Genomic DNA, 20,339 nt, shown 5'->3' with positions numbered 1-20,339 from the left:
GTGGTTTTTGTTGGGGTCTATTTCGAAAATCAAGCTGCCCCGGACAAGCCGGACGTCGGATCGCACTCGGGACCGGCCACGACACCGGCGTCGTGCAAGCGGCCGATGGCCGCGCCATCCAGGCCCAGCACCTCGTGCAGCACCTCGTCGGTGTGCGTGCCCAGCAGCGCGGCCGGGGCAGTGGGCTCGCGCGCCAGGCCCGGTGCGCGCACCGCCGCGCCGGCGGCGATGTGCTGGCCGATGCCGGGCGTGTCGATGCGCTCGAACACCGGGTTGGTCGCGACGCTCACGCGCGAGTCACTGGCCAGCAGTTCACCGACGGTGCCGTAGCCGCCCCAGGTGGCCTTGTGCGCATCGAGCTCGCGTTCGGCCTGCTCGCGCGTGCGCGCGGCGAACCAGGGCTCGACCAGCTCGGCGATGGCGTCGCGCGCCTCGAAGCGCTGCGCCTCGTCCGACAGATCGAGGCCGGTGCGCTGCTCGATGGCCTTCACCCCCTCTGCGATGCCACAGGCATTGACCAGGCATTTCCATTGGCCTGCGGAGATGGCTACCACCATCAGACGCTGCCCGTCGGCGGTCCCGAAGTCGCGGCCAAACGCGCCGTAGAGATGATTGCCGATCGAGGGCCGCTCCTGCCGCAGCAGCTCGGCCTCGGCCAGCACGCCCAGGTGCGAGAGCATCGTGAATGCTGTATCGGACAGTGCCAGCTTGAGTTCAGCCCCCTCCCCCATGCGGCGACGCCGGTCCACCGCGGCAACGACGGCGAAGGCGGCCTGGTAGGCGCAGGCGATATCCCAGGCTGGCAGCACATGATTGACAGGCCTCGCCATCGAGCCGCCGCCCGTCACCAGCGGGTAACCGGTGGCGCAGTTGACGGTGTAGTCCACTGCCGTGCTGCCGTCGCCGTTGCCCTGGATGGTGCAGCTGATGACATCGGCGCGTCGCGCGGCCAGCACCCCGTGCGCGAGCCACGGCGTGCCGATGTTGGTGAGCAGCACACCAGCCTCGGGGCCGGGCGCGGTGGCCAGGGCCTGGATCAGTTCGCGGCCCTGGGACTTGCGCAGATCGATGGCAATGGAGCGCTTGCCCTTGTTGAGCGCGGTCCAGTAGAGGCTGCGGCCCCTGCCCTCCGGGTGCGGCATGCGAGGCATGCGGCCGTAGTCGATACCGCCGCCGATCATGTCCACGCGGATCACGTCGGCGCCGTGCTGCGCCAGCGTCAGGCCGGCGAGCGGCGCGGCAATGAAAGCCGAGCTCTCGATCACTCGCAGGCGATTGAGAAAAGGGTAGGTCATGCGCGGCACTCCGGCTTCAGGCGCGCTCGAACACCGCTGCGATGCCCTGCCCGCCGCCGATGCACATGGTCTCCAGCCCGTAGCGCGCGCCGCGCCGCTGCATCTCGCGAAGCAGTGAAGTCATGATGCGCACGCCGGTGGCGCCCACCGGGTGGCCCAGCGAGATGCCCGAGCCGTTGACGTTGAAGCGCTCCGGGTCGTTCCAACCCCAGCCCTTGGCGCAGGCCAGCGCCTGGCAGGCAAAGGCCTCGTTGAGTTCGACCAGCCCCATGTCGTCGAAGCCCAGGCCGTTGCGGGCGAACAGCTTCTTGACCGCCGGCACCGGGCCGATGCCCATGTGCGATGGCTCGCAGCCCGCCGCCGCCCAGCTGTGCAGGTAGCCGATCGGTTCGAGGCCCAGTTCGGCCAGCTTGTCCTCGGCCACGATCAGGCAGGCCGCCGCCGCGTCGTTCTGCTGGCAGGCGTTGCCGGCGGTGACGGTGCCGTCTTTCATCAGGGGCTTGAGCTTGGCGAGCTGTTCGAGCGTCAGGTCGGCGCGGATGCCTTCGTCGCCGTCCACGACTACCGCATCGCCCTTTTTCTGCGGCACGCTGACCGGCACCACCTCCTCGGCGAACTTGCCTGACGCCCAGGCCGCCGCCGCGCGCTGGTGACTGCGCAGCGCGAAGGCATCGGCCTCCTCGCGGCTGATGCCATAGTCGCGCGCCAGGTTCTCGGCGGTCTCGATCATTCCGCTGATGCGGCCGAAGCGCGACTCGGGCTGCGAGCGTTCACGCCCCCGCTCCAGCCGGTCGTGAAACTTCACCGTACCCGCGCGCTTGCCCCAGCGCATGTCGGTGGTGTAGTACTCGACGTTGCTCATGCTCTCGACGCCGCCGGCCATCACCACGTCGGCGGCGCCGGTCTGCACCATCATCGCGGCGGTGGCGATGGCCTGCAGGCCGCTGCCGCAGCGGCGGTCCAACTGCATGCCCGCGACCTCGATGGGAAAGCCCGCCTGCAGCGCCACCCAACGGCCGGTGCACGGCACTTCACCGTTGGCATACGAATGGGCGAAGACCACGTCCTCGATGCGGGACGGGTCCAGCCCGGTACGTTCAACGACGGCACGGGCGACGATAGCCCCGAGTTCTTCGACAGGCACGCTGCGCAGGCTGCCGCCGAAAGCGCCGATGGGGGTACGAAGTGGGGAGACGATGGCAGCGCGCTTCATGGCGTCAGTCCTTTGAATTTGGATGGAATGCGTTGGGGAAATTCGGCGCTTCCTTGGCCAGGAAGGCGCGCACGCCCTCTTTCGATTCGGCCGAGGTGAAGACGCGCTCCGAGAGCGGCAGCGCGGCAGCGATGGCCGCGTCTTCCGCCAGGTCGAAGGTCAGATCGATGGCCTGCTTGCACAGCGCCAGCGCCAGTGGCGGTCGCTGCGCCAGCGTGGCGGCAATGGCCAGGGCGATTTCGAGTGCCGTGCCCTTCGGCACCACGCGGTTGACGAGACCCCAGGCCTGGGCCGTTGTGGCGTCGATCGGCTCGCCCAGGAACATCAGTTCCTTGGCCCGCCCTTCACCCACGCGGCGCGTGACCCGCACCGGACCGCCGCTGCCGGGAAAGACGCCGAGCTTGATTTCGGGTAGCGCGAAGCGGGCCGTCTCGTCGGCCACGATGAGGTCGCAGCAGACAGCGATCTCCAGTCCGCCACCAAAGGCCAGGCCGTTGACGGCGGCCACGGTGGGCTTGTGAAAGTCGTCGAGCCGGGCAAAGACCTGGTGCTGCAATTCCAGCTTCTCGGGCCCGATGCGGCCGGGCTGCATGAGCGGCTGGAATTCGGCGATGTCCGAGCCCGCGCAGAAAGCGCGCGTGCCGGCGCCTGTCACGACCACGGCGCGCACATCAGCATCCTGTTCGAGCGTATCGAGCGCACCGCCCAAAGCTTCGGTGAGGCCGCGGAACACGACATTGAGCGGCGGGTTGTCCAGCGTGAGCACGGCCACGCCGTCGTCCTGCACGCGACAGCGCACCGGTCCGTCGATGGTCTCAACCATAGCGGCCGCCGGTGACATGGAGCACCTCACCCGTGATGAAACTCGCGCGCTCCGAGGCCAGGAAGGCAACGGCATCGGCGATGTCGTCGGGCTTGCCCACGCGCTTGATCGGTTGCGCGGCGACGGCGCGCTCCTTGATGGTTTCGTAGGTGGCCAACGCCTGCACCATCTCGGTTTCCATGAATCCGGGCGCCACGCAGTTCACGGTGACGCCGTAGCGCCCCTCCTCGATCGCCAGCGCCTTGGCCATCCCGATCAGGCCGGCCTTGGCGGCGGAGTAGTTGGCCTGCGTGGCGTTGCCGAAGTGGGCGCGCGAGCTGATGTTGATGACCCGACCCCAGCCCTGTTCGATGAACTTCGGCATCACGGCCTTGGTGGTCAGGAAAGCGCCCTTGAGCATGACTTCCATCACCAGGTCCCAATCCTCCTCGCTCATCTTCACGAGGTACTTGTCGCGCGGGAAGCCGGCGTTGTTGACCAGGATGTGGACGCCGCCGAAATGCGCCACCGTTTTATCGACCATCCGCTGCACCTCGGCGTCTTTGGTGATGTCGGCGATGATGCATTGCGCCTGCAGACCGTCGGCGCGCAGCGCCGCAGCGGTGGCCTCCGCCTGTTCCTTCAGGATGTCGGTGACGATGACTTTCGCACCCTCTTCGGCCAGACGGCGCGCGGTGGCGGCGCCCAGGCCCCGGGCGGAGCCCGTGACAATGGCGACCTTGCCGTTGATCTGCAGATCCATGGGAAAACTCCTTCAGTGTTCGGTGTGACTGGGTTCAGGCCAGATCGACGCGGCCCGCGTTGAGAACGACCGCTCCGCGCTCCAGCACCGTGCTGCGCAGCGACACCACACGGCCGTCACGCCACAGCTCGGTGCGCAACGTTTCGCCGGGCAGCACGGGCGCGGTGAAGCGCACCCGCATGCCGCGCACCGCCGCGGCGTCGTAGTCCAGAACGGTCTTGAGGACGGCATGCAGCGCCACGCCCATGGTCGCCAGCCCATGGAGAATGGGTCGCGCAAAGCCTGCGGCCTGTGCCACGGCCGGGTCGGCATGCAGCGGGTTCAAGTCGCCGTTCAGGCGGTAGAGCAGTGCGGCCTGGGGCAGCGTGGATAGGTCGCAGACCTGGTCGGGCACTCGGTACGGGATGGCGTGCGGCGGCGCCTGCGGCAAGCCGTGCGACCCGCCAAAGCCGCCATCGGCGCGCAGCATGGTGGTCTGCGTGACGGTGGCCAGCAGTGCACCCGAAGCGGCATCGACCACGCGCCGCTCCTGCAGCATCAGCGCGCCTTTATCCGCCCCCTTGTCGTGCAGCGCGACCACGCGGTTGGTGCCGACCACGCGGCCCTCTGGCGCCATCGGGCTGTGCAGTTCAATCGCCTGCTCGGCATGCACCAGCTTGCGCCAGGTGATGCCGGTATCGGGCTGGTCGGCCCAGAAGCCGCTGTAGCCCAGCACGTTGGCGAGCGTGGGCAGCGCCTGCAGGCCACCGGGGGTGCGTTCGTAGACATAGCGTAGTTGCCCTGCATCCAGCGGGTCGGCGCCGAGGCCGCAGCCCAGCGCATACAGCATGCTGTCGTGCGCGGTGTAGGCCTGCTCCACCGGGGCGAAAGCGCGAGACAGCAAATGGTGGGGGTCGAGTGGCATGCGACACTCCCCATTCAACCCCGGGCCGCCGCACGCACCATGTTGCGCGCGATGACGACTTGCTGGATCTGGCTCGTTCCCTCGAAGATGCGGAATAGCCGCACGTCGCGGTAGAAGCGCTCGATGCCGTTGTCGGCCACATAGCCCGCGCCGCCGAAGATCTGCACGGCGCGATCGGCCACGCGGCCGCACATCTCGGAGGCGAAGAGCTTGCAGCAAGCAGCCTCGGTGACGACGTTCTTGCCCTCGTCGCGCCGCCGCGCGGTGTCGAGCAGCATGCTGCGCGCGGCGTACAGCTCGGTCTTGCTGTCGGCCAGCATGGCCTGCACGAGTTGGAACTCGGCGATCGGCTGGCCGAACTGCTTGCGCTCCATGGCGTAGCGCAGCGCGTCGGCCAGCATGCGCTCGGCCACGCCCACGCACACGGCGGCAATGTGGATGCGGCCCTTGTCCAGCACCTTCATAGCGGTGCGAAAACCGTTGCCGGTGTTGTGTTCGCCGCCGATGATGCGGCTGGCCGGCACGCGCACACTGTCGAAGATCACGTCGCAGGTGTGCGAGCCCTTCTGGCCCATCTTGCGGTCGCGCTTGCCGAAGCTGATGCCAGGGCTGCCCGCATCGACGATGAAGGCCGTGATGCCACCCGCGCCTTTGATGCCGGTGTCGGTGCGCGCCATCACGGTGAAGATGCCGGCATAGGGCGCATTGGTGATGTAGCGCTTGGTGCCGTCGATCACGTAGTGGTCGCCGTCCTGGCGCGCAGTAGCGCGCAGGGAGGCGGCGTCCGAACCCGCCTCGGGCTCGGTGAGCGCAAAGGAGGCCAGGATTTCGCCGCTCGCCAGCCGGGGCAGGAAGGTCTGCTTCTGCTCCTCCGTGCCATCCATCAGGATGCCCTGCGAGCCGATGCCGATGGTGGTGCCGATCAACGAGCGGAACGCGGGCGAGGTCTGGCACAGTTCGATCGCGGCCAGCACCTCTTCTTCGGTCGTCAGACCGAGGCCGCCGTAGGTCTCGGGGATCGTCATGCCGCACAGGCCCAAGTCCTTCATGCCCTGCACGACGTGCGGCGGAATCTCGTCGGTCTCATCCACCTGTTTCTCTACCGGCACCAGCACTTCGCGCACAAAGCGGCGGATGCCGTCGAGCAGGGCTTCCAGCGTTTGGGTGTCGCGGATCATGCGGCCACCGCTTCGACGGGGCCGGCGGGGAGTGGGGCCGGGGTGGGCAGCACCTCGATCACAGCATCGGCCGCATAGGCGCCCTGCCCGGCAGGCAAGGCGAATACGGGATTGAGGTCGATGGACTGCAGGCGCTCGCCGGCCTGGTGTGCGAACACCGACAGGCGCGAGAGCATGACCGCCAGGGCCTTCACATCCACGGGCGGCTTGCCGCGCGCGCCCAGCAGCAGAGGGGCACCCTGGATGGAGCGGATCATCGTCTCGGCCACATCCTCGCCGAACGGACACAGCTGCAGCACCACGTCCTTCATCACCTCGACGAAGATCCCGCCCAGGCCGAACATGGCCACCGGGCCGAACACCGGGTCCCGCTGGATGCCCAGGATGCACTCAACGCCGCCGGAGAGCTGCTTGGCAACCAGCACGCCCTCGATGCGCGCCTCGGGCACGGCCTGCTTCGCGCGCTCGATCAGCGTGGCGAAGCCGTCGCGTACCGCGCCGGCGCTGGCCACGTTCAGCAGCACGCCGCCGATCTCTGACTTGTGCAAGATGTCGGGCGAGAGGATCTTGAGCACCACTGGGAAGCCCAGCGCCCCGGCGGCGACAACCGCTGCATCAGCCGTGGCGCAGGCGCGCTCGGGTGCGACGGCAATGCCTGCTTCGGCCAGCACACGCTTGGCCTCCGCCTCGCTCGGCGTGCTCGCCGGCAGCGCAACTCGCGGCACGGACGGCGGCGGCAATCCGGCCTGGCGCGCAAAAGCGTGGCCGAATCGGCCCATGGCCTCGATGGCAGCCACGGCACGCGCTGGATCCTCGAAGACGGTGAAGCCGTCGACATCGTACTGCTGCACTCGCTCCTTCGAGGCCAGGATGGACAGCACGAACAGCCGGTCCGGGTGCTTGTCGCGCACGGTCTTGAGCTGCGCGCGCAGGCCCTCAGCGATGGAGTCAGCCCCTACGGTGTAGGTGAAGAAGCCGAGGATGGACTGGTAGCCGCCCTCCTCCACCACGGCCTCGGTGAAGCGGCCGGCAATGGACAGGTCGTTCATGAACTGCGCAGTGCAGTCCACCGGGTTACGCGGCGCGGCGAAGGGGATCAGTTCCTTGAGATGCCGTTGCGCATCGGCGGGCATCTCGGGCATCGGCAGGCCGGCCAGTTCGGCCGCGTCGGAGACGATCACGCCTGCGCCGCCGCTCACCGTGATCACGCCCAGGGTGTTGTTCGCGGGGTAGATGCGCCGCGTGGCCAGGCGCGCCACGTCGAGCATGTGCTCGGTGGAGCGCGCACGCACCACGCCGAATTCAGCCAGCACCGCATGGGTCACCGCGTCGTTGCCGGCGATGGAAGCCGTGTGCGACTGTGCCGCCGCACTGCCGACGACGCTGGTACCGACTTTCATCATCACGACGGGCTTGCGGGCCCGGCGGGCGGCCTCGAGCGCGGCCAGCAGGCGGTCGCCGTCGCGAATGCCCTCGGAATACACGGTGATGACGTCGGTATCCTCGTCCTCCACAAAGGCGTGCACGAGCTCACCCAGGCTGATGTCGCACTCGTTGCCGCTCATCACGCACGATGACACGCCAATGCCGAACTCGCGCGCCAGCCCCAGGATATGGCTGCCATACGCGCCCGACTGGCTTGCGATGCCAACGCGCCCCGCCTTCGGAAAGCCCATCTCCACCACCGAGGTGAAGCTGCCGTAGAAGCCGATGCGCGGGTTGAGCACGCCCAGCGAGTTCGGGCCCAGCAGCCGGATGCCGCTGGCGCGCGCCGCGTCCAGCATCTGCTGCTGCAGTTGCGCCCCCTCCTCGCCCATTTCGGCAAAGCCGGCCGAGAACACGACGGCGGCGGCCGTGCCGCGCGCGCCCAAGTCGGCTACCACCTGCGGTGCGAGCTTGGCGGCCACGGCGACGATGGCGACGTCGGGCGTTTCGGGCAATGCGGCCACGCTGGCGTAGGCAGGCAGGCCCTGGATCTGCGGCCGGTTCGGGTTCACCGGCAGCAGCCGGCCCTGGTAGCCCTGCGACTGCATGTAGGCGATGGGCCGGCCGCCGATGCGCAGTGCATCGTCGGAGGCGCCGACGACGGCGACGGAACGGGGATGGAGCAGGCGGCCGAGCGAGTGGTTCTGGGTCATGTCTGATGGCAGTGCGAAATGCGTTACTCGGCCTTGGCGCCAGAGGTCTTGACCACCTTGGCCCAGCGTTCGATGTCGGAGGCGATGAGCTTGTCGAACTGTTCCGGCGTGGACCAGGCCGGCTCGTAGCCCTGGGCGGCCAGGCGCTCCTTGAATTCGGGGCTGTCCAACTCTCGCTTGATCTCGGCATTGAGCTTGGCAATCACCTCCTTGGGCGTGCCGGCGGGCGCCATCAGGCCGTTCCAGACCGAGACATCGAAGCCCGGCAGGCCCGCCTCGGCGACCGTGGGCACATCGGGCATGGCGGGAGAGCGTTTGGCGCCGGTCTGCGCGATGGCCTTGAGCTTGCCGCCCTTCACCTGCGGCGTGGCGGAGAACATCATGTCCATCACCACCTGCGAGTTGCCCGCGATCACATCCATCATGGCCGGGGCGCTGCCATTGAACGGGATGTGGGTCATCTTGATGCCAGCCCGTTCACTCAGGTATTCGGTGGCCAAGTGAGTGGAGGAGCCGTTGCCGGCCGACGAGAAGTTCAGCGCACCCGGCTTGGACTTGGCAAGTGCGATTAGATCTTTCAGGCTGTTGACCCCCATGTTGGGGTTCACCATCAGCAGTGCGGGGCCAGTGGTCAACGAGGTGATGGGCGCGAGATCGGTGCGGATGTCGTAGCGCAGGTTCTTGTACAGCGACGGGTGGATCGTGTGCCCCATGGTCACGAGGATCAATGTGTAGCCGTCGGCCGGCGCGCGCGCCACGAACTCGGCGCCGAGGTTGCCTGAGGCGCCGGCCTTGTTCTCGACGATGAAGGGCTGGCCCAGGCGGTCGCCCAGGCGCTGCGCGAGCACGCGGGCCACGCTGTCGTTGGTGCCGCCCGGTGGGTAGGGCACGACGATCTTGACGGTTTTGGAGGGATAGGCGGCTTGCGCCACCGCGGTCGTGGGCATAGCCGAAGCAGCCAGCAGGCCCAAAAAGGCGATGACGAACGCGCGACGCGCGGATGTGTTCATGCTTTGTCTCCTATTGATGTATCGGTGCGCCGCGAGCCCGGCGGAACCCTGTCTGGAACATCAATCGTAAGAACTTAGGTATATTCAATCCAATACTTTGGATGAACTTTCCTATAAATCCTGTATATAGAATGGAACTCAGACAACTGCGCCAGTTCGTCGTGCTGGCCGAGGAACGCAGCTTCAGCGCTGCCGCACTGCGCCTGTTCATCGCGCAGCCCGCGCTGTCCGTCGCCATCCGCAAGCTCGAAGAAGAGATCGACGCGAAGCTCTTCATCCGCGGGTCCCGGGGCGTACGGCTCACGGCCGCCGGGGACGCTGTGCTCAAGGCCGCACGCCGCTGCCTTGAGTCGGCCCAGGGGATCAAGGAAGCCGCGCGCCTGGCCACTGCTGGCGAGTCGGGCACACTGCATATCGGCGTGAGCGGCTCCGTCACGGTGCGGCTGCTGCCCACGCTGGTGCAAGCGTTCAGTCCGCAATATCCAAAGGTGCGGCTGGAACTGCGGGAAGGCACCAACCTCGAGTTGCTGTCGATGGTCGAGACGGGGACACTGGACTTGGGTTTTGTCCGCATCCCGGTCAACCGTCCTCCCGAGTTGCGATTTCAACTGGTCGAGGAAGATCGCTTGTGCCTCGCTCTGCCTCGTGGCCATGCTCTCACCAAGCGGTCCGCCATTCCCCTCGCCGAACTCGAAGGGCTGCCATTCATTGGCTATGCGCCGTCACCCGTGGGCGGATTGCATACTGCCGTTAGCCAAGTGTTGCAGCGCGCTGGCGTGGCACCTCGCATCACCCAGGAGGCAGTACAGGTGCAGACCGCACTTGGGCTCGTCGCCAGTGGGCTAGGCATAGCAATGGTCCCCGCAGCCAACACGCCCTATCAACGCTCGTCGGGCGCAGTGTTCCGCCCGATCGCGGACCTCCCTGCGGATACCCGCATAGGTATCGCCTTGGCTTACCACAGCCGCAACGAGAACCCCGTATTGCACCGCTTTCTCGAAGTATCCGAAGAACAAGCTCAAACAGTGCCAAAGCGAGAGGTTCTAAAACGGCAATGAACTCAGCCGAGGCAATGCGCACCGCATCCGGGTACGGATGGCTATGACAACCTGCCGCAGTTTCCTGCCAGGTTTCCCCTGCTCTTTCGTCGCACCATTCGCCGGCACGAGCTGCACCAGATCGTCCCCCTGGCCGAGACGACGGTCTACGAGATGGAGCAGCGCGGCGAGTTCCCGAGGCGCTTCCGGCTCACGCCCCGCTGCGTCGTCTGGGATCTGGAAGAAGTCGAAGCATGGATCGAAGAACGCAAGCAAGCCTCGCACGCAGCGAAGTCCACTACACCTGTCGGCCCGGACGTCAGGCAACGCCTGTACCGACCCGTCAGGTGAGCGTTCTCAACGCAATTCGGTGAACATCAAGGCGACCCTGCCTCTGTCCTGACCAGCAATGCACCCGGCAGGACCTGCGCCATCTGAGCGACAGCCAGAGCCACCGCCGCATTGCAATCCATCGCCTCCCGGCTGAACGCCAGAGCAACATGCCCAGGCCGCCCCCAGCCCACCGTGGCATCGGCACAGTCACTGCCTGCGAGCCGGCGCATGACCTCATCCTGCGAATCCAGCCCAGGATTCAGCGCACAGACCAATGTGAAATCGTGAACCATCACCATCGCTCCATCTGCTTGTCTTCTCGCCGCATCAGCGCGCCGTGATGCGCGCCAGTGCATCCATCAACTGACCCCGATCTGCCTCACGCTTGGCCGCCGTGCGCTGCGCCAGGTTGTGCAGCTTGCGCCGAACGCCGGGCAGATCTGCCGCATGGGCAAGCCCGATCAAGCTGAAATCCGGCTGCTCATCCTCGATGGATTGCAGAAAGGCGCGCGACGGCTCATCCAGCCACGCAGCCACGCGCGCCAACAGGCGCTCGCGGCTCTCCAGTAAGGCCCCGACCTCGATGGGCTCGGTCGTCATGCCCTTGAAATGGGCCTCGAAGGTGGCCTCGAAAGCCGCAGGCACGCGCGGCGCCAGCACCTCCCAGGCCGGCTTGGGACTGCACGTCAGGTACACGAGGAAGGTGCGCCAGAGTGCTTCATCCGCACGCTCGTCCTGCAACAGCAGGCCGACATCGAAGAGGTCGCGTGGATGCTGCCGAGACAGCGCCGCAGCCAGCTTGCCGGCGTAGAGGTCGGCGAAGTCCAACACCTGCACCTCAGCGAAGCCGAACACCTCCTCCACCCGCGGGCGCACCACCATGCTGCGCACCGGATGCACCGTGCCGCGCATGACGGGCGTCGTTTCGATCTGCACGCGCGCACGGCCGCGGCTGACCACGAGCCGCGTGACCGTCCCTGCGCCCTCGCCCGCCGAGGTCTGGACCTGCAACTGCAACGGACGGGCGCGCATCGCATCGGCCAGTCGCGCGAGCGCTTCTGCGATCAGCGCCGCATCCTCGGCATAGTCATGCACCGGCAGCCAAGCCAGATCGATGTCCACCGACAGGCGCGGCAGATCGTGCTCGAACAGATTGATGGCCGTGCCGCCTTTGAGCGCGAAGCGCGGCTCCTGCGCCAGCACCGGCAGGATCTCGACCAGCAGCCGCACGCGGTCCGTGTAGCGCCGGTCCCAATGGTCAAGCCAGGTGCTCATCGAGGTCTCCCGGCAAGGTGATCTGGTAAGTGGGATGCAAGCGCCCGCCGGGCACGAGCGCGCGCTTGCCTCGGCCCAGGTCAACGCCTTCGAGCGACACATGCGCCAGCCATGCATGCCGATGGCGATCAGCCAGGGCCAGGAACAGCCGCGTGGCCTTGATGCTGCGGCAATGCCGCAATAGCAGGCCGACCCGCTGCGGCCGCAGCGTGGTCATGGCCTGCATCAGCGCATCGGCCTCGTAGACCCCTGCGGCATCCGACACGCCATCGCACAGCTCCAGCATCGCCCGCTCGGGCGAGGAGCACACCAGGGGGTCGGTGCTGGGCCCGGCCCGGTACCAGGCCAGCCCCTGCGCCGACAGTGCCGCCTCGGACATGTCGTCCGTGAACGAGACGGCAGGCAGATCGAGCGGCCCCTTGCCCAGGTATTCGAAGCGCTGCGCCATGGACAGCTTGTCCACCCAGCCCGGCGGTCGGTTCGGCCCGTAGAGGGTCACCGTCCCGGCATCGCCCAGGCGCAGGTAGTGCTCGTGTCCCTGCAGGGTCAGCGCAAAACGCCCTCCGACGTGCAGCGACGAGCCCTCCCCGAGCTGCAGGCTCCGGACCATGCCCTCCCACTGCAATCGCCCTCCCTTGCGCAGGTAGACACCCCGCGCGGGCGACACCAGCCAACCGCTGGCGACATAGCGCGCGACCAGGCTGTTGGAATAGCCATGCGCCCGCAGCCAGCGGCTGGACACCAGGCGCGTGTCGCCCAGTTCGGCCAGCAGCTGGTTCAGTTTTCCTGAATTTTGAGCATCCATGGTGCTCAAAATATCAGATTCATAAACCACCGTCAAAGCCGAGTGGTTTGACAGGAACGGAAAAGAGTCACCTTGAGTGATTTTTTTCCGATAAAAGCAAACCGACCGCTGCCCAGTGGCCGCGAGTGCCGATGCAGTCATCATGCAGCCCCCGCCTCACAATGCCGCGCTGAGCACTGGCACCGGGACGTTCTCCGGCTGCAACGTCGGCACATGGGTTCGCCCGTCAAGCCAGGCATCTGGACTCCAGCTGATGAAACGCCAGGCGGATTTCCACCGGCGAAAGCGCCCTGTCTTTCGGCACGAAGGTCGCGATCGAGGCGGCCGCCACATCATTGGCCGGGTTGTCCACCTTCTCGCCGTGCAGGATGGCAAAGGCGTAGACCTGCTTCACGATGCTCGCGAACATGCACCGCCGTGGCGGGCGCCCCGCGCGCCTTCACCTTGCTGCACAGGGCCCGCAGGTCGTCGGCGGTGATTTCGTTGAGCAGCCGGTTCTGGAACGCCGGCAGGATGTCGCGGTCCATGACGTGCTTGCGCATCGCGCGCGTGCTGTCGGCCATCCGAGCGTCCGCCAGCCACTTGAAGGCCACGTCGCCGAAGTTCTTGGCCGCGGTCAGCCGGCGCTTCTCACGCTGCTTTTCCAGTGCCGGGGAGCGGCCAGCAGCGACGGCCTTCTTGGCGTCGAGCAGCTTTTCTCGGGCCAGCGCCAGCGAGATGCCACCAGCGCCATAGCGGCCGATGGTCAGGGTCTCACGGCGCCCGTTGAGACGGTAATCGTAGCGGAAGGTGACGGTACCGGCGGTCGATACCGTCACGTACATCCCATCCCGGTCAGAAGCCTTATAAGTCAACGACTTAGGCTTCAGGTTGCGCCGTGCTGTGTCGGTAAGCATCGAGGTTTTTCTCCTGTTTCGTGACGGCTTTTACCGTCAGGGGTTAGGAGACCCGTCGATGCCCGGAAAGCCGCATAAAACAAGCTTTCCCGAGGAGACATTTACCGTCAAAGACCGGTTTGGTCTGGATAGTAAACGGGAGGGTCTTAATCCGACCTCCGGTTCTTACCGTCAGTTCTACCGCCAACCTGTTCCGCTGGCCGGCGATAGTCACCGATAGCTGTCGAGACGTATTTCTTTCTAAATCAACACGTTACGTCAGTTTTTCGATTGCTGGCGATAGTCCCTGAAGGACCTCAAATCACTCCCACTCGATCGTCGCCGGCGGCTTGCTCGACACGTCGTAGGTCACGCGATTGATCCCGCGCACTTCATTGATGATCCGCCCCGACACCCTCTTGAGCAGCGCATACGGCAGCTCCGCCCAGTCGGCCGTCATGAAGTCGCTGGTCTGCACGGCGCGCAGCGCGACCACGTAGTCGTAGGTGCGGCCGTCGCCCATCACGCCCACGCTCTTCACGGGCAGGAACACGGTAAAAGCCTGGCTCGTGAGGTCGTACCAGCTCCTGCCGGTGGCGTCGTCCTTGAAGTTGCGCAGCTCCTCGATGAAGATCGCATCGGCGCGGCGCAGCAGGTCGGCGTATTCCTTCTTCACTTCGCCGAGGATGCGCACGCCCAGGCCCGGGCCGGGGAACGGATGGCGGTACACCATCTCGGGCGGCAGGCCGAGGGCCACGCCGAGTTCGCGCACTTCGTCCTTGAACAGGTCGCGCAGCGGTTCGAGCAGCTTGAGGCCCAGCTGCTCGGGCAGGCCGCCCACGTTGTGGTGGCTCTTGATGGTGACGGCCTTCTTGCTCTTGGCGCCGCCCGATTCAATGACGTCCGGGTAGATCGTGCCCTGCGCCAGGAAGGTCGCGCCCTTGTGGCCGCCATCGCCCGCCTTGAGCTTGGCGGCCTCCTGCTTGAACACGGTGACGAATTCGCCGCCGATGATCTTGCGCTTGGCTTCGGGGTCGCTTACGCCCGCCAGCTTGCCGAGGAACAGCTCGCTCGCATCGACGCGGATCACCTTCGCATGCAGCTTGCCCGCGAACATTTCCATGACCATGTCGCCCTCGTTCAGGCGCAAGAGGCCGTGGTCGACGAACACGCAGGTGAGCTGGTCGCCGATGGCGCGATGGATCAGCGCGGCCGCCACGCTCGAATCGACGCCGCCCGAGAGGCCGAGGATGACTTCCTCATCGCCCACCTGCTCGCGGATCTTTGCCACGGCTTCGGCGATGTGGTCGCGCATGACCCAGTCGGGCTTGGCCTCGCAGATGCCGAGCACGAAGCGCTCGAGGATCGCCTTGCCCTGCACCGTATGCGTGACTTCGGGGTGGAACTGCAGCGCGTAGTAGCGGCGCACCTCGTCGGCCATGCCGGCGATGGGGCAGCTGTCGGTGCTGGCCATGAGCTTGAAGCCCGGCGGCAGCTCGGTGACCTTGTCGCCATGGCTCATCCACACGTTGAGCATGCCGTGGCCTTCCGGCGTGGTGAAGTCGGCGATGTCCTTCAAGAGCGCGGTGTGGCCATGCGCACGCACGGACGCAAAGCCGAACTCGCGCTTGTGGCCGCCCTCGACCTTGCCGCCGAGTTGGTGCGCCATGGTCTGCATGCCGTAGCAGATGCCGAGCACCGGCACGCCCAGGTCGAACACGGCCTGCGGGGCTTTGTCGGTGGTTTCTTCGTACACGCTCGCGTGGCTGCCCGAAAGGATCACGCCCTTCAGGTGCCCGTCGGCCGCGTATTCGCGCACCCATTCGTCGGTGACGTCGCAGGGGTGCACCTCGCTGAGCACATGCGCCTCGCGCACGCGGCGCGCGATGAGCTGCGTGACTTGCGAGCCGAAATCGAGGATGAGGATCTTGTCGTGTTGCATGGACGTTGGGACTCAGAGCGTTGAAATGTCGAACAGCTTCACGCCCGCCTTGGGCGCTGCCTGGATGAGTTGCTCGTCGAAGGTGGCGAGCGGGAGATTGAGCGACTTGGCGAGCCAGAGGTAGCCCGCGTCGTACTGCGACACGCCGGCATCGATGGCCACCGCGAGCACGGCCTTGTGCTGCGCGGGTGCGAGCTCGTGCAGCTCGACGCGATGGCGGATGGCGTAGAGCACGCTCCACAGCCCTTCGACTGCCGACGTCGGAATGCGGCCGCTGCGCACGCCGTTGGCGAGGATGTTGGCGCACTCCCATTGCCAGGCATTGGGCGCCTGCGGCTCGACCTCGTCGCGGCGGATGGCGGCGTAGAGCTTGCGGGTGTGTTCGCTGGCCCGGTCAGGCAAGAGCCAGGCGGCGGTGACGGAGGCGTCCATGACGAAGGCTGTCACGATTGGCGCCCTTCGTCGAGCAGTGCACGCATGGGGCGGCCTGGCTGGATGGTGGCGTGCAACGCGTCGATCTGGCCGAGTTCGCGCTCGATCTGCTCGTCGGTGATGACCGGCTTGCGCCGCACCGGCAGCATGCGCACCACCTCCTTGCCGTGGCGGGTGATGCGAACCTCCTCGCCCTTCTCGACCAGGTCGATCAGGGCCGAGAAGTTGTTCTTGGCTTCAGCGATGCCGATGGATTGCATTTGGGCCAGAAAATTCAAATCTGGCCTGAATTCTAATGCCAATCTGGCCAGACGTGGAAAGTCAGGCCAGATTGGACTTATTCAGCGCGGTAGTTCGGCGCTTCCTTGGTGATCTGCACGTCGTGCACGTGGCTTTCGCGGATGCCGGCCGTGGTGATTTCGACGAACTCGGCCTTGTTCTTCATCTCTTCGATGGTGGCGCAGCCGCAGTAGCCCATGCTCGCGCGCAAGCCGCCCGACATCTGGTAGACGATCGAGACCATCGAGCCCTTGTAGGGCACGCGGCCTTCGATGCCTTCGGGCACCAGCTTGTCGGCGTTGGGATTGCCGGTGGTCGACTCCTGGAAGTAGCGGTCGGCGCTGCCCTGCTGCATGGCGCCGATGGAGCCCATGCCGCGGTAGCTCTTGTAGCTGCGGCCCTGGAACAGCACGATCTCGCCGGGCGCCTCTTCGGTGCCCGCGAACATGCCGCCCATCATCACGGTGCTGGCGCCCGCGGCAATGGCCTTGGCGATGTCGCCCGAATAGCGGATGCCGCCGTCGGCGATCAGCGGGATGCCAGTGCCCTGCAGCGCGGTAGCGACGCTGTCGACCGCCATGATCTGCGGCACGCCGACACCGGCCACGATGCGCGTGGTGCAGATCGATCCGGGGCCGATGCCGACCTTGACCGCGTCGGCGCCGGCATCGGCCAGTGCGCGGGCCGCATCGCCGGTGGCGATGTTGCCGCCGATCACGTCGACCTGCGGATAGTTCTTCTTGACCCAGCGCACGCGCTCGATCACGCCGGCGCTGTGGCCGTGCGCGGTGTCGACCACGATGGCGTCGACGCCGGCCTTCACCAGCGCCTCGACGCGCTCCTCGGTGCCCGCGCCCACGCCGACCGCCGCACCCACGCGCAGGCGGCCCGAGGGGTCGCGCGCGGCGTTGGGAAAGCTGGTCTGCTTGGTGATGTCCTTGACGGTGATCAGCCCCTTGAGCTCCCACGCGCTGTTGATGACGAGCAGGCGTTCGAGCTTGTGCTTGTTGAGCAGCGCCTTGGCCTCGGCCAGCGTGGTGCCGTCGGGCACGGTGATGAGCTTGTCGCGCGGCGTCATGATCTCGCTCACCGGCACGTCGTAGCGGTTCTCGAAGCGCAGGTCGCGCCCGGTCACGATGCCCACCACCTTGCCGCCGTCGAGCACCGGGAAGCCCGAGATGCCGAGTTCGTCCGACAGTTGCATGACCTGCAGCACGGTGTGCGTGGGCGTGATCACCACGGGATCGCGCAGCACGCCCGATTCGTAGCGCTTCACCTTGGCCACCTGCGCGGCCTGCTCGGCGGCGGTGAAGTTCTTGTGCACGATGCCGATGCCGCCTTCCTGCGCGATGGCGATCGCGAGGCGTGCTTCAGTCACGGTATCCATCGCGGCGGAGACCAGCGGCAGATTCAGCGTGATGTTGCGGGAGAAACGGGTGGCGAGGGAGGTGTCCTTGGGCAGGACCTGGGAGAACGCTGGCACCAACAACACGTCGTCGAAGGTGAGCGCTTTGCCGAGAAGGCGCATGGGTGAAGCTCCAAAAGACGGATTGTAGCGACCGTCGGTACTTACCCGCCCTGGCGGGGGCTTCGACCGGCCTCCGCGTGCCCGGCCGGACGTCGAAACGTAGCCAATTCCCCACTTGGCGGCAGCGAAAGGCGGTCCCTGCCGTGTTGCAAAACGTAAGGCAACGCTAAACTCACCGCATGAAATTCGCGCATTGGCTCGTACTGGGATGTGTCTGCCTGCTGCCGCTGTCGGCCAGCGCGCAATGGCAATGGATCGACAAGAACGGCAAGAAGGTCTTCAGCGACCAGCCGCCGCCGACGGACGTGCCGGAAAAGAACATCCTGCGCCGCGCGGGTTCTCCACCGCCTCGAGGCGGCTCGGCGCCGGCCGCTGCCGAGGCTGATGCGCCCGACGCGGCGGCCCCCAAGACCGCGGCCGCGCCCAAGCCCGCGGGCGTCGACAAGGAACTCGAGGAAAAGACGAAGAAGGCGCAGGCCGAGGAAAAGGCCAAGCAGGCCGCCGAAGCGGAAAAGAACGCCAAGGCCAAGGCCGACAACTGCGATCGGGCGCGCCAGGGCAAGGCCACCTTCGACAGCGGCATCCGCGTGGCCAAGATCAACGCGAAGGGCGAGCGCGAAATCATGGATGACGCGGCCCGGGCCGCCGAGCAGAAGCGCCTTCAGTCGATCATCGAAAGCGACTGCAAGTAAGCGGCTCGCGCCGGTTCAGTAGCCGGCCTTGCCGCCCTTGCGGCGGTTCGCAAAGAGACCGGTGCCGCGCGCGCCCTGGCGCTGGAAGCGCTCGCGGCGCGCCACCTTCGGATCGACCGCCAAAGGCCGGCACAGTTCGACGCGGTCGCCGTCCGCGAGCGGCTGGTCCCAGCCGACTTCCCTGCCCCAGATTCCCGGCGTCATGGCCTCGCGCCAATCCAGCTGCGGGAAGCGCTGCGCAAGCTCGCTGGCCTTCACGGCATCGGCCACGGTGGCTTCGGGCGCGAGCCGCAGCACCTGCTCGAACACCTCGCGCGGCGCGGGCGAGCAGCAGAGCGTGACTTCGATCATCAGGAAGCGCCGTAGACCTGCTCGGCGCGCTTGACGAAGGCTTCGACCAGGCTGGAGGCCACGGTGTCGAACACCGGCCCCACCAGCGCCTGCAAAGCAAAATTGCTGAAGCCGTAGCTCATGTGCAGCTCGACGCGGCAGGCGCGCTCGCCGGGCTCGCCCACAGGCACGAACTTCCAGATGCCATCGAGGTTGGAGAACGGCCCATCGACCAGCTTGAGGTGCACTTCGCGCCCCGGCACATGGGTGTTGCGGGTGGTGAAACTCTGGTGCAGGCCGGCAAAGGCCAGGCCCACCTCGGCGGTCATGCCGGCCTCGTCTTCCTCGATGACCCTGGACTTGTCGCACCAGGGCAGGAACTGCGGATATTTCTCCACGTCGGTGACGAGCGCGTACATCTCTTCGGCGCTGTACCAGATGAGGACGGACTTGTTGACGGTTTTCATAGAATCGGGACAGCGTGCGCGACGGATTGTATTGAAGCCATGCGCCCCCACCTTCCCGAGCCATGGCCACCAAGAAACAAGATACCTCCTCCCGCATTGCCGACAACAAGAAGGCCGCGTACAACTATTTCTTCGAAGAACGCTTCGAGGCCGGCATCGTGCTCGAAGGCTGGGAGGTCAAGTCCCTGCGCGAAGGCAAGGTCCAGCTGACCGACGGCTACGTGGTGATCCGCGACGGCGAGCTCTTCGTCGTGGGCCTGCAGATCAACCCGCTCAAGAGCGCCTCGACCCACGTCAATCCTGACTCCATCCGCACCAAGAAGTTGCTGCTGCACAAGGAAGAGATCCGCCGCCTGGTCGGCAAGGTCGAACAAAAGGGCTACACGCTGGTGCCGCTCAACCTGCACTGGAAGGCGGGCAAGGTCAAATGCGAGATCGCGCTGGCCAAGGGCAAGGCCGAACACGACAAGCGCGACACCATCAAGGACCGCGAAGGCAAGCGCGAGGTCGAGCGTGCGATGAAGAGCCGCAGCCGCTAGTCATTTTTTATTTTGCGCGGCATGGAATAAAACGCCGGCAGCAGGCGTTTGTGCGGTGTCATCGGATCGTCGGTGCCACCAACTCCAGGAGTCTTCCATGTCGCCTTTTCGCCTTTCCTCCGCCGGCCTTGCCGTAGTGCTGCTTTCCGGCCTGCTCGCGCTTCCTTCGTTCGCCCAGCCCAAGGCGGCCGACGGCGCGCTGGTCGGTCCCAGCGGCATGACGCTCTACACCTTCGACAAGGACACGGCCGGCAGCGGCAAGTCGGCCTGCAATGGCGGCTGCGCAGCCAACTGGCCGCCCTTCATGGCCACCGACAGCGACAAGCCGGCCGGCGACTTCACCATCGTCACGCGCGACGACGGCAAGAAGCAATGGGCCGCCAAGGGCTGGCCGCTCTACTACTGGTCCAAGGACACCAAGCCGGGCGACAAGACCGGCGACGGCGTCGGCGGCGCCTGGAAAACCGCCAAGCCCTGACCCCCGCGCGCGCTCCCGCTCCCC

Annotated in this window: 21 protein-coding genes and 2 pseudogenes; 5 read left to right on the top strand and 18 right to left on the bottom strand. The window is 66.4% G+C overall.

Annotated elements, in window-relative coordinates; all coding sequences use genetic code 11:
* Positions 1 to 29 precede the first annotated feature (29 nt).
* Genes IB278_RS14950 through IB278_RS14915 form a run of 8 tightly spaced genes read right to left on the bottom strand, consistent with a single transcriptional unit; the run spans position 30 to position 9,303 of the window.
* Positions 30 to 1,295, bottom strand: coding sequence for a CoA transferase (locus IB278_RS14950; RefSeq protein WP_192323809.1), 1,266 nt, complete (start codon positions 1,293 to 1,295; stop codon positions 30 to 32).
* A gap of 16 nt (positions 1,296 to 1,311) precedes the next feature.
* Positions 1,312 to 2,508 carry an acetyl-CoA C-acetyltransferase gene (locus IB278_RS14945; protein WP_145746711.1) on the bottom strand — a complete coding sequence of 399 codons (1,197 nt, stop codon included), beginning with the start codon at positions 2,506 to 2,508 and terminating at the stop codon, positions 1,312 to 1,314.
* A gap of 4 nt (positions 2,509 to 2,512) precedes the next feature.
* On the bottom strand, positions 2,513 to 3,331 hold the full coding sequence (locus IB278_RS14940) for an enoyl-CoA hydratase/isomerase family protein (protein ID WP_192323807.1): 819 nt from the start codon (positions 3,329 to 3,331) through the stop codon (positions 2,513 to 2,515).
* Positions 3,324 to 4,073: an SDR family NAD(P)-dependent oxidoreductase gene (locus IB278_RS14935; protein WP_192323805.1), complete on the bottom strand. Its 750-nt coding sequence runs from the start codon at positions 4,071 to 4,073 to the stop codon at positions 3,324 to 3,326. Before IB278_RS14935 ends, IB278_RS14940 begins: the two co-directional genes overlap by 8 nt.
* A gap of 34 nt (positions 4,074 to 4,107) precedes the next feature.
* On the bottom strand, positions 4,108 to 4,977 hold the full coding sequence (locus IB278_RS14930) for a MaoC/PaaZ C-terminal domain-containing protein (RefSeq protein ID WP_192323803.1): 870 nt from the start codon (positions 4,975 to 4,977) through the stop codon (positions 4,108 to 4,110).
* A 14-nt stretch (positions 4,978 to 4,991) separates the two neighbouring features.
* The gene (locus IB278_RS14925; RefSeq protein ID WP_192323801.1) at positions 4,992 to 6,155 is read right to left on the bottom strand and encodes an acyl-CoA dehydrogenase family protein; all 1,164 of its coding nucleotides are present in this window, start codon (positions 6,153 to 6,155) and stop codon (positions 4,992 to 4,994) included.
* Positions 6,152 to 8,293 (bottom strand): acetate--CoA ligase family protein, encoded by a 2,142-nt coding sequence (locus IB278_RS14920; RefSeq protein WP_192323799.1) that lies wholly within the window; start codon positions 8,291 to 8,293, stop codon positions 6,152 to 6,154. Before IB278_RS14920 ends, IB278_RS14925 begins: the two co-directional genes overlap by 4 nt.
* A 23-nt stretch (positions 8,294 to 8,316) precedes the next feature.
* Positions 8,317 to 9,303, bottom strand: a complete 987-nt coding sequence (locus IB278_RS14915) for a tripartite tricarboxylate transporter substrate binding protein (protein ID WP_192323797.1) — start codon at positions 9,301 to 9,303, stop codon at positions 8,317 to 8,319.
* 131 nt (positions 9,304 to 9,434) lie between these two features.
* Here IB278_RS14915 and IB278_RS14910 point away from each other — a divergent pair, with 131 nt between their 5' ends.
* Positions 9,435 to 10,361: a LysR family transcriptional regulator gene (locus IB278_RS14910; RefSeq protein WP_186454255.1), complete on the top strand. Its 927-nt coding sequence runs from the start codon at positions 9,435 to 9,437 to the stop codon at positions 10,359 to 10,361.
* 18 nt (positions 10,362 to 10,379) lie between these two features.
* Positions 10,380 to 10,691 (top strand): annotated as a pseudogene (locus IB278_RS14905) (helix-turn-helix transcriptional regulator); the annotation flags it as partial.
* Between the two features lie 26 nt (positions 10,692 to 10,717).
* Here IB278_RS14905 and IB278_RS14900 read toward each other — a convergent pair.
* The 8 genes and pseudogenes from IB278_RS14900 to guaB form a co-directional block, all read right to left on the bottom strand.
* Positions 10,718 to 10,966, bottom strand: coding sequence for a transcriptional regulator (locus IB278_RS14900; protein WP_192323795.1), 249 nt, complete (start codon positions 10,964 to 10,966; stop codon positions 10,718 to 10,720).
* Between the two features lie 34 nt (positions 10,967 to 11,000).
* On the bottom strand, positions 11,001 to 11,948 hold the full coding sequence (locus IB278_RS14895) for a nucleotidyl transferase AbiEii/AbiGii toxin family protein (RefSeq protein WP_192323793.1): 948 nt from the start codon (positions 11,946 to 11,948) through the stop codon (positions 11,001 to 11,003).
* On the bottom strand, positions 11,932 to 12,753 hold the full coding sequence (locus IB278_RS14890; RefSeq protein ID WP_145746701.1) for a type IV toxin-antitoxin system AbiEi family antitoxin domain-containing protein: 822 nt from the start codon (positions 12,751 to 12,753) through the stop codon (positions 11,932 to 11,934). Before IB278_RS14890 ends, IB278_RS14895 begins: the two co-directional genes overlap by 17 nt.
* A 241-nt stretch (positions 12,754 to 12,994) precedes the next feature.
* A pseudogene (locus IB278_RS14885) lies at positions 12,995 to 13,649 on the bottom strand (tyrosine-type recombinase/integrase); the annotation flags it as partial.
* Positions 13,650 to 13,950: 301 nt separating this feature from the next.
* A complete protein-coding gene (guaA, locus tag IB278_RS14880; RefSeq protein WP_192323790.1) occupies positions 13,951 to 15,570 on the bottom strand; it encodes a glutamine-hydrolyzing GMP synthase in 1,620 nt (539 codons plus the stop codon).
* A 12-nt stretch (positions 15,571 to 15,582) separates the two neighbouring features.
* Positions 15,583 to 16,002: a type II toxin-antitoxin system VapC family toxin gene (locus tag IB278_RS14875; RefSeq protein WP_192323916.1), complete on the bottom strand. Its 420-nt coding sequence runs from the start codon at positions 16,000 to 16,002 to the stop codon at positions 15,583 to 15,585.
* A gap of 11 nt (positions 16,003 to 16,013) precedes the next feature.
* On the bottom strand, positions 16,014 to 16,262 hold the full coding sequence (locus tag IB278_RS14870; protein ID WP_145746699.1) for a type II toxin-antitoxin system Phd/YefM family antitoxin: 249 nt from the start codon (positions 16,260 to 16,262) through the stop codon (positions 16,014 to 16,016).
* A 77-nt stretch (positions 16,263 to 16,339) separates the two neighbouring features.
* Complete coding sequence (gene guaB, locus IB278_RS14865; RefSeq protein WP_012747865.1) at positions 16,340 to 17,809, bottom strand: IMP dehydrogenase; 1,470 nt, start codon at positions 17,807 to 17,809, stop codon at positions 16,340 to 16,342.
* A gap of 179 nt (positions 17,810 to 17,988) precedes the next feature.
* On the opposite strand from guaB, the gene IB278_RS14860 reads away from it, so the two are divergent.
* Positions 17,989 to 18,501 carry a DUF4124 domain-containing protein gene (locus tag IB278_RS14860; RefSeq protein ID WP_192323788.1) on the top strand — a complete coding sequence of 171 codons (513 nt, stop codon included), beginning with the start codon at positions 17,989 to 17,991 and terminating at the stop codon, positions 18,499 to 18,501.
* Between the two features lie 15 nt (positions 18,502 to 18,516).
* On the opposite strand, the gene IB278_RS14855 is transcribed toward IB278_RS14860, so the two are convergent.
* Together IB278_RS14855 and IB278_RS14850 are read right to left on the bottom strand one after the other, a co-directional pair.
* Positions 18,517 to 18,852 carry an RnfH family protein gene (locus tag IB278_RS14855; RefSeq protein WP_145746697.1) on the bottom strand — a complete coding sequence of 112 codons (336 nt, stop codon included), beginning with the start codon at positions 18,850 to 18,852 and terminating at the stop codon, positions 18,517 to 18,519.
* A complete protein-coding gene (locus IB278_RS14850) occupies positions 18,852 to 19,298 on the bottom strand; it encodes a type II toxin-antitoxin system RatA family toxin (protein WP_145746696.1) in 447 nt (148 codons plus the stop codon). Before IB278_RS14850 ends, IB278_RS14855 begins: the two co-directional genes overlap by 1 nt.
* 62 nt (positions 19,299 to 19,360) lie before the next feature.
* On the opposite strand from IB278_RS14850, the gene smpB reads away from it, so the two are divergent.
* Both smpB and IB278_RS14840 read left to right on the top strand, forming a co-directional pair.
* On the top strand, positions 19,361 to 19,837 hold the full coding sequence (smpB, locus tag IB278_RS14845) for an SsrA-binding protein SmpB (protein WP_012747861.1): 477 nt from the start codon (positions 19,361 to 19,363) through the stop codon (positions 19,835 to 19,837).
* Positions 19,838 to 19,934: 97 nt separating this feature from the next.
* Positions 19,935 to 20,315: a hypothetical protein gene (locus IB278_RS14840; RefSeq protein ID WP_145746695.1), complete on the top strand. Its 381-nt coding sequence runs from the start codon at positions 19,935 to 19,937 to the stop codon at positions 20,313 to 20,315.
* Positions 20,316 to 20,339 lie beyond the last annotated feature (24 nt).

Origin of the sequence: Variovorax sp. VRV01 (genome assembly GCF_014852545.1) — a bacterium.
Taxonomy (GTDB): Bacteria; Pseudomonadota; Gammaproteobacteria; order Burkholderiales; family Burkholderiaceae_C; genus Variovorax; species Variovorax beijingensis_A.
Note: the sequence above shows the minus strand (reverse complement) of the source record. Positions and strands in the feature narration are given on the sequence as shown.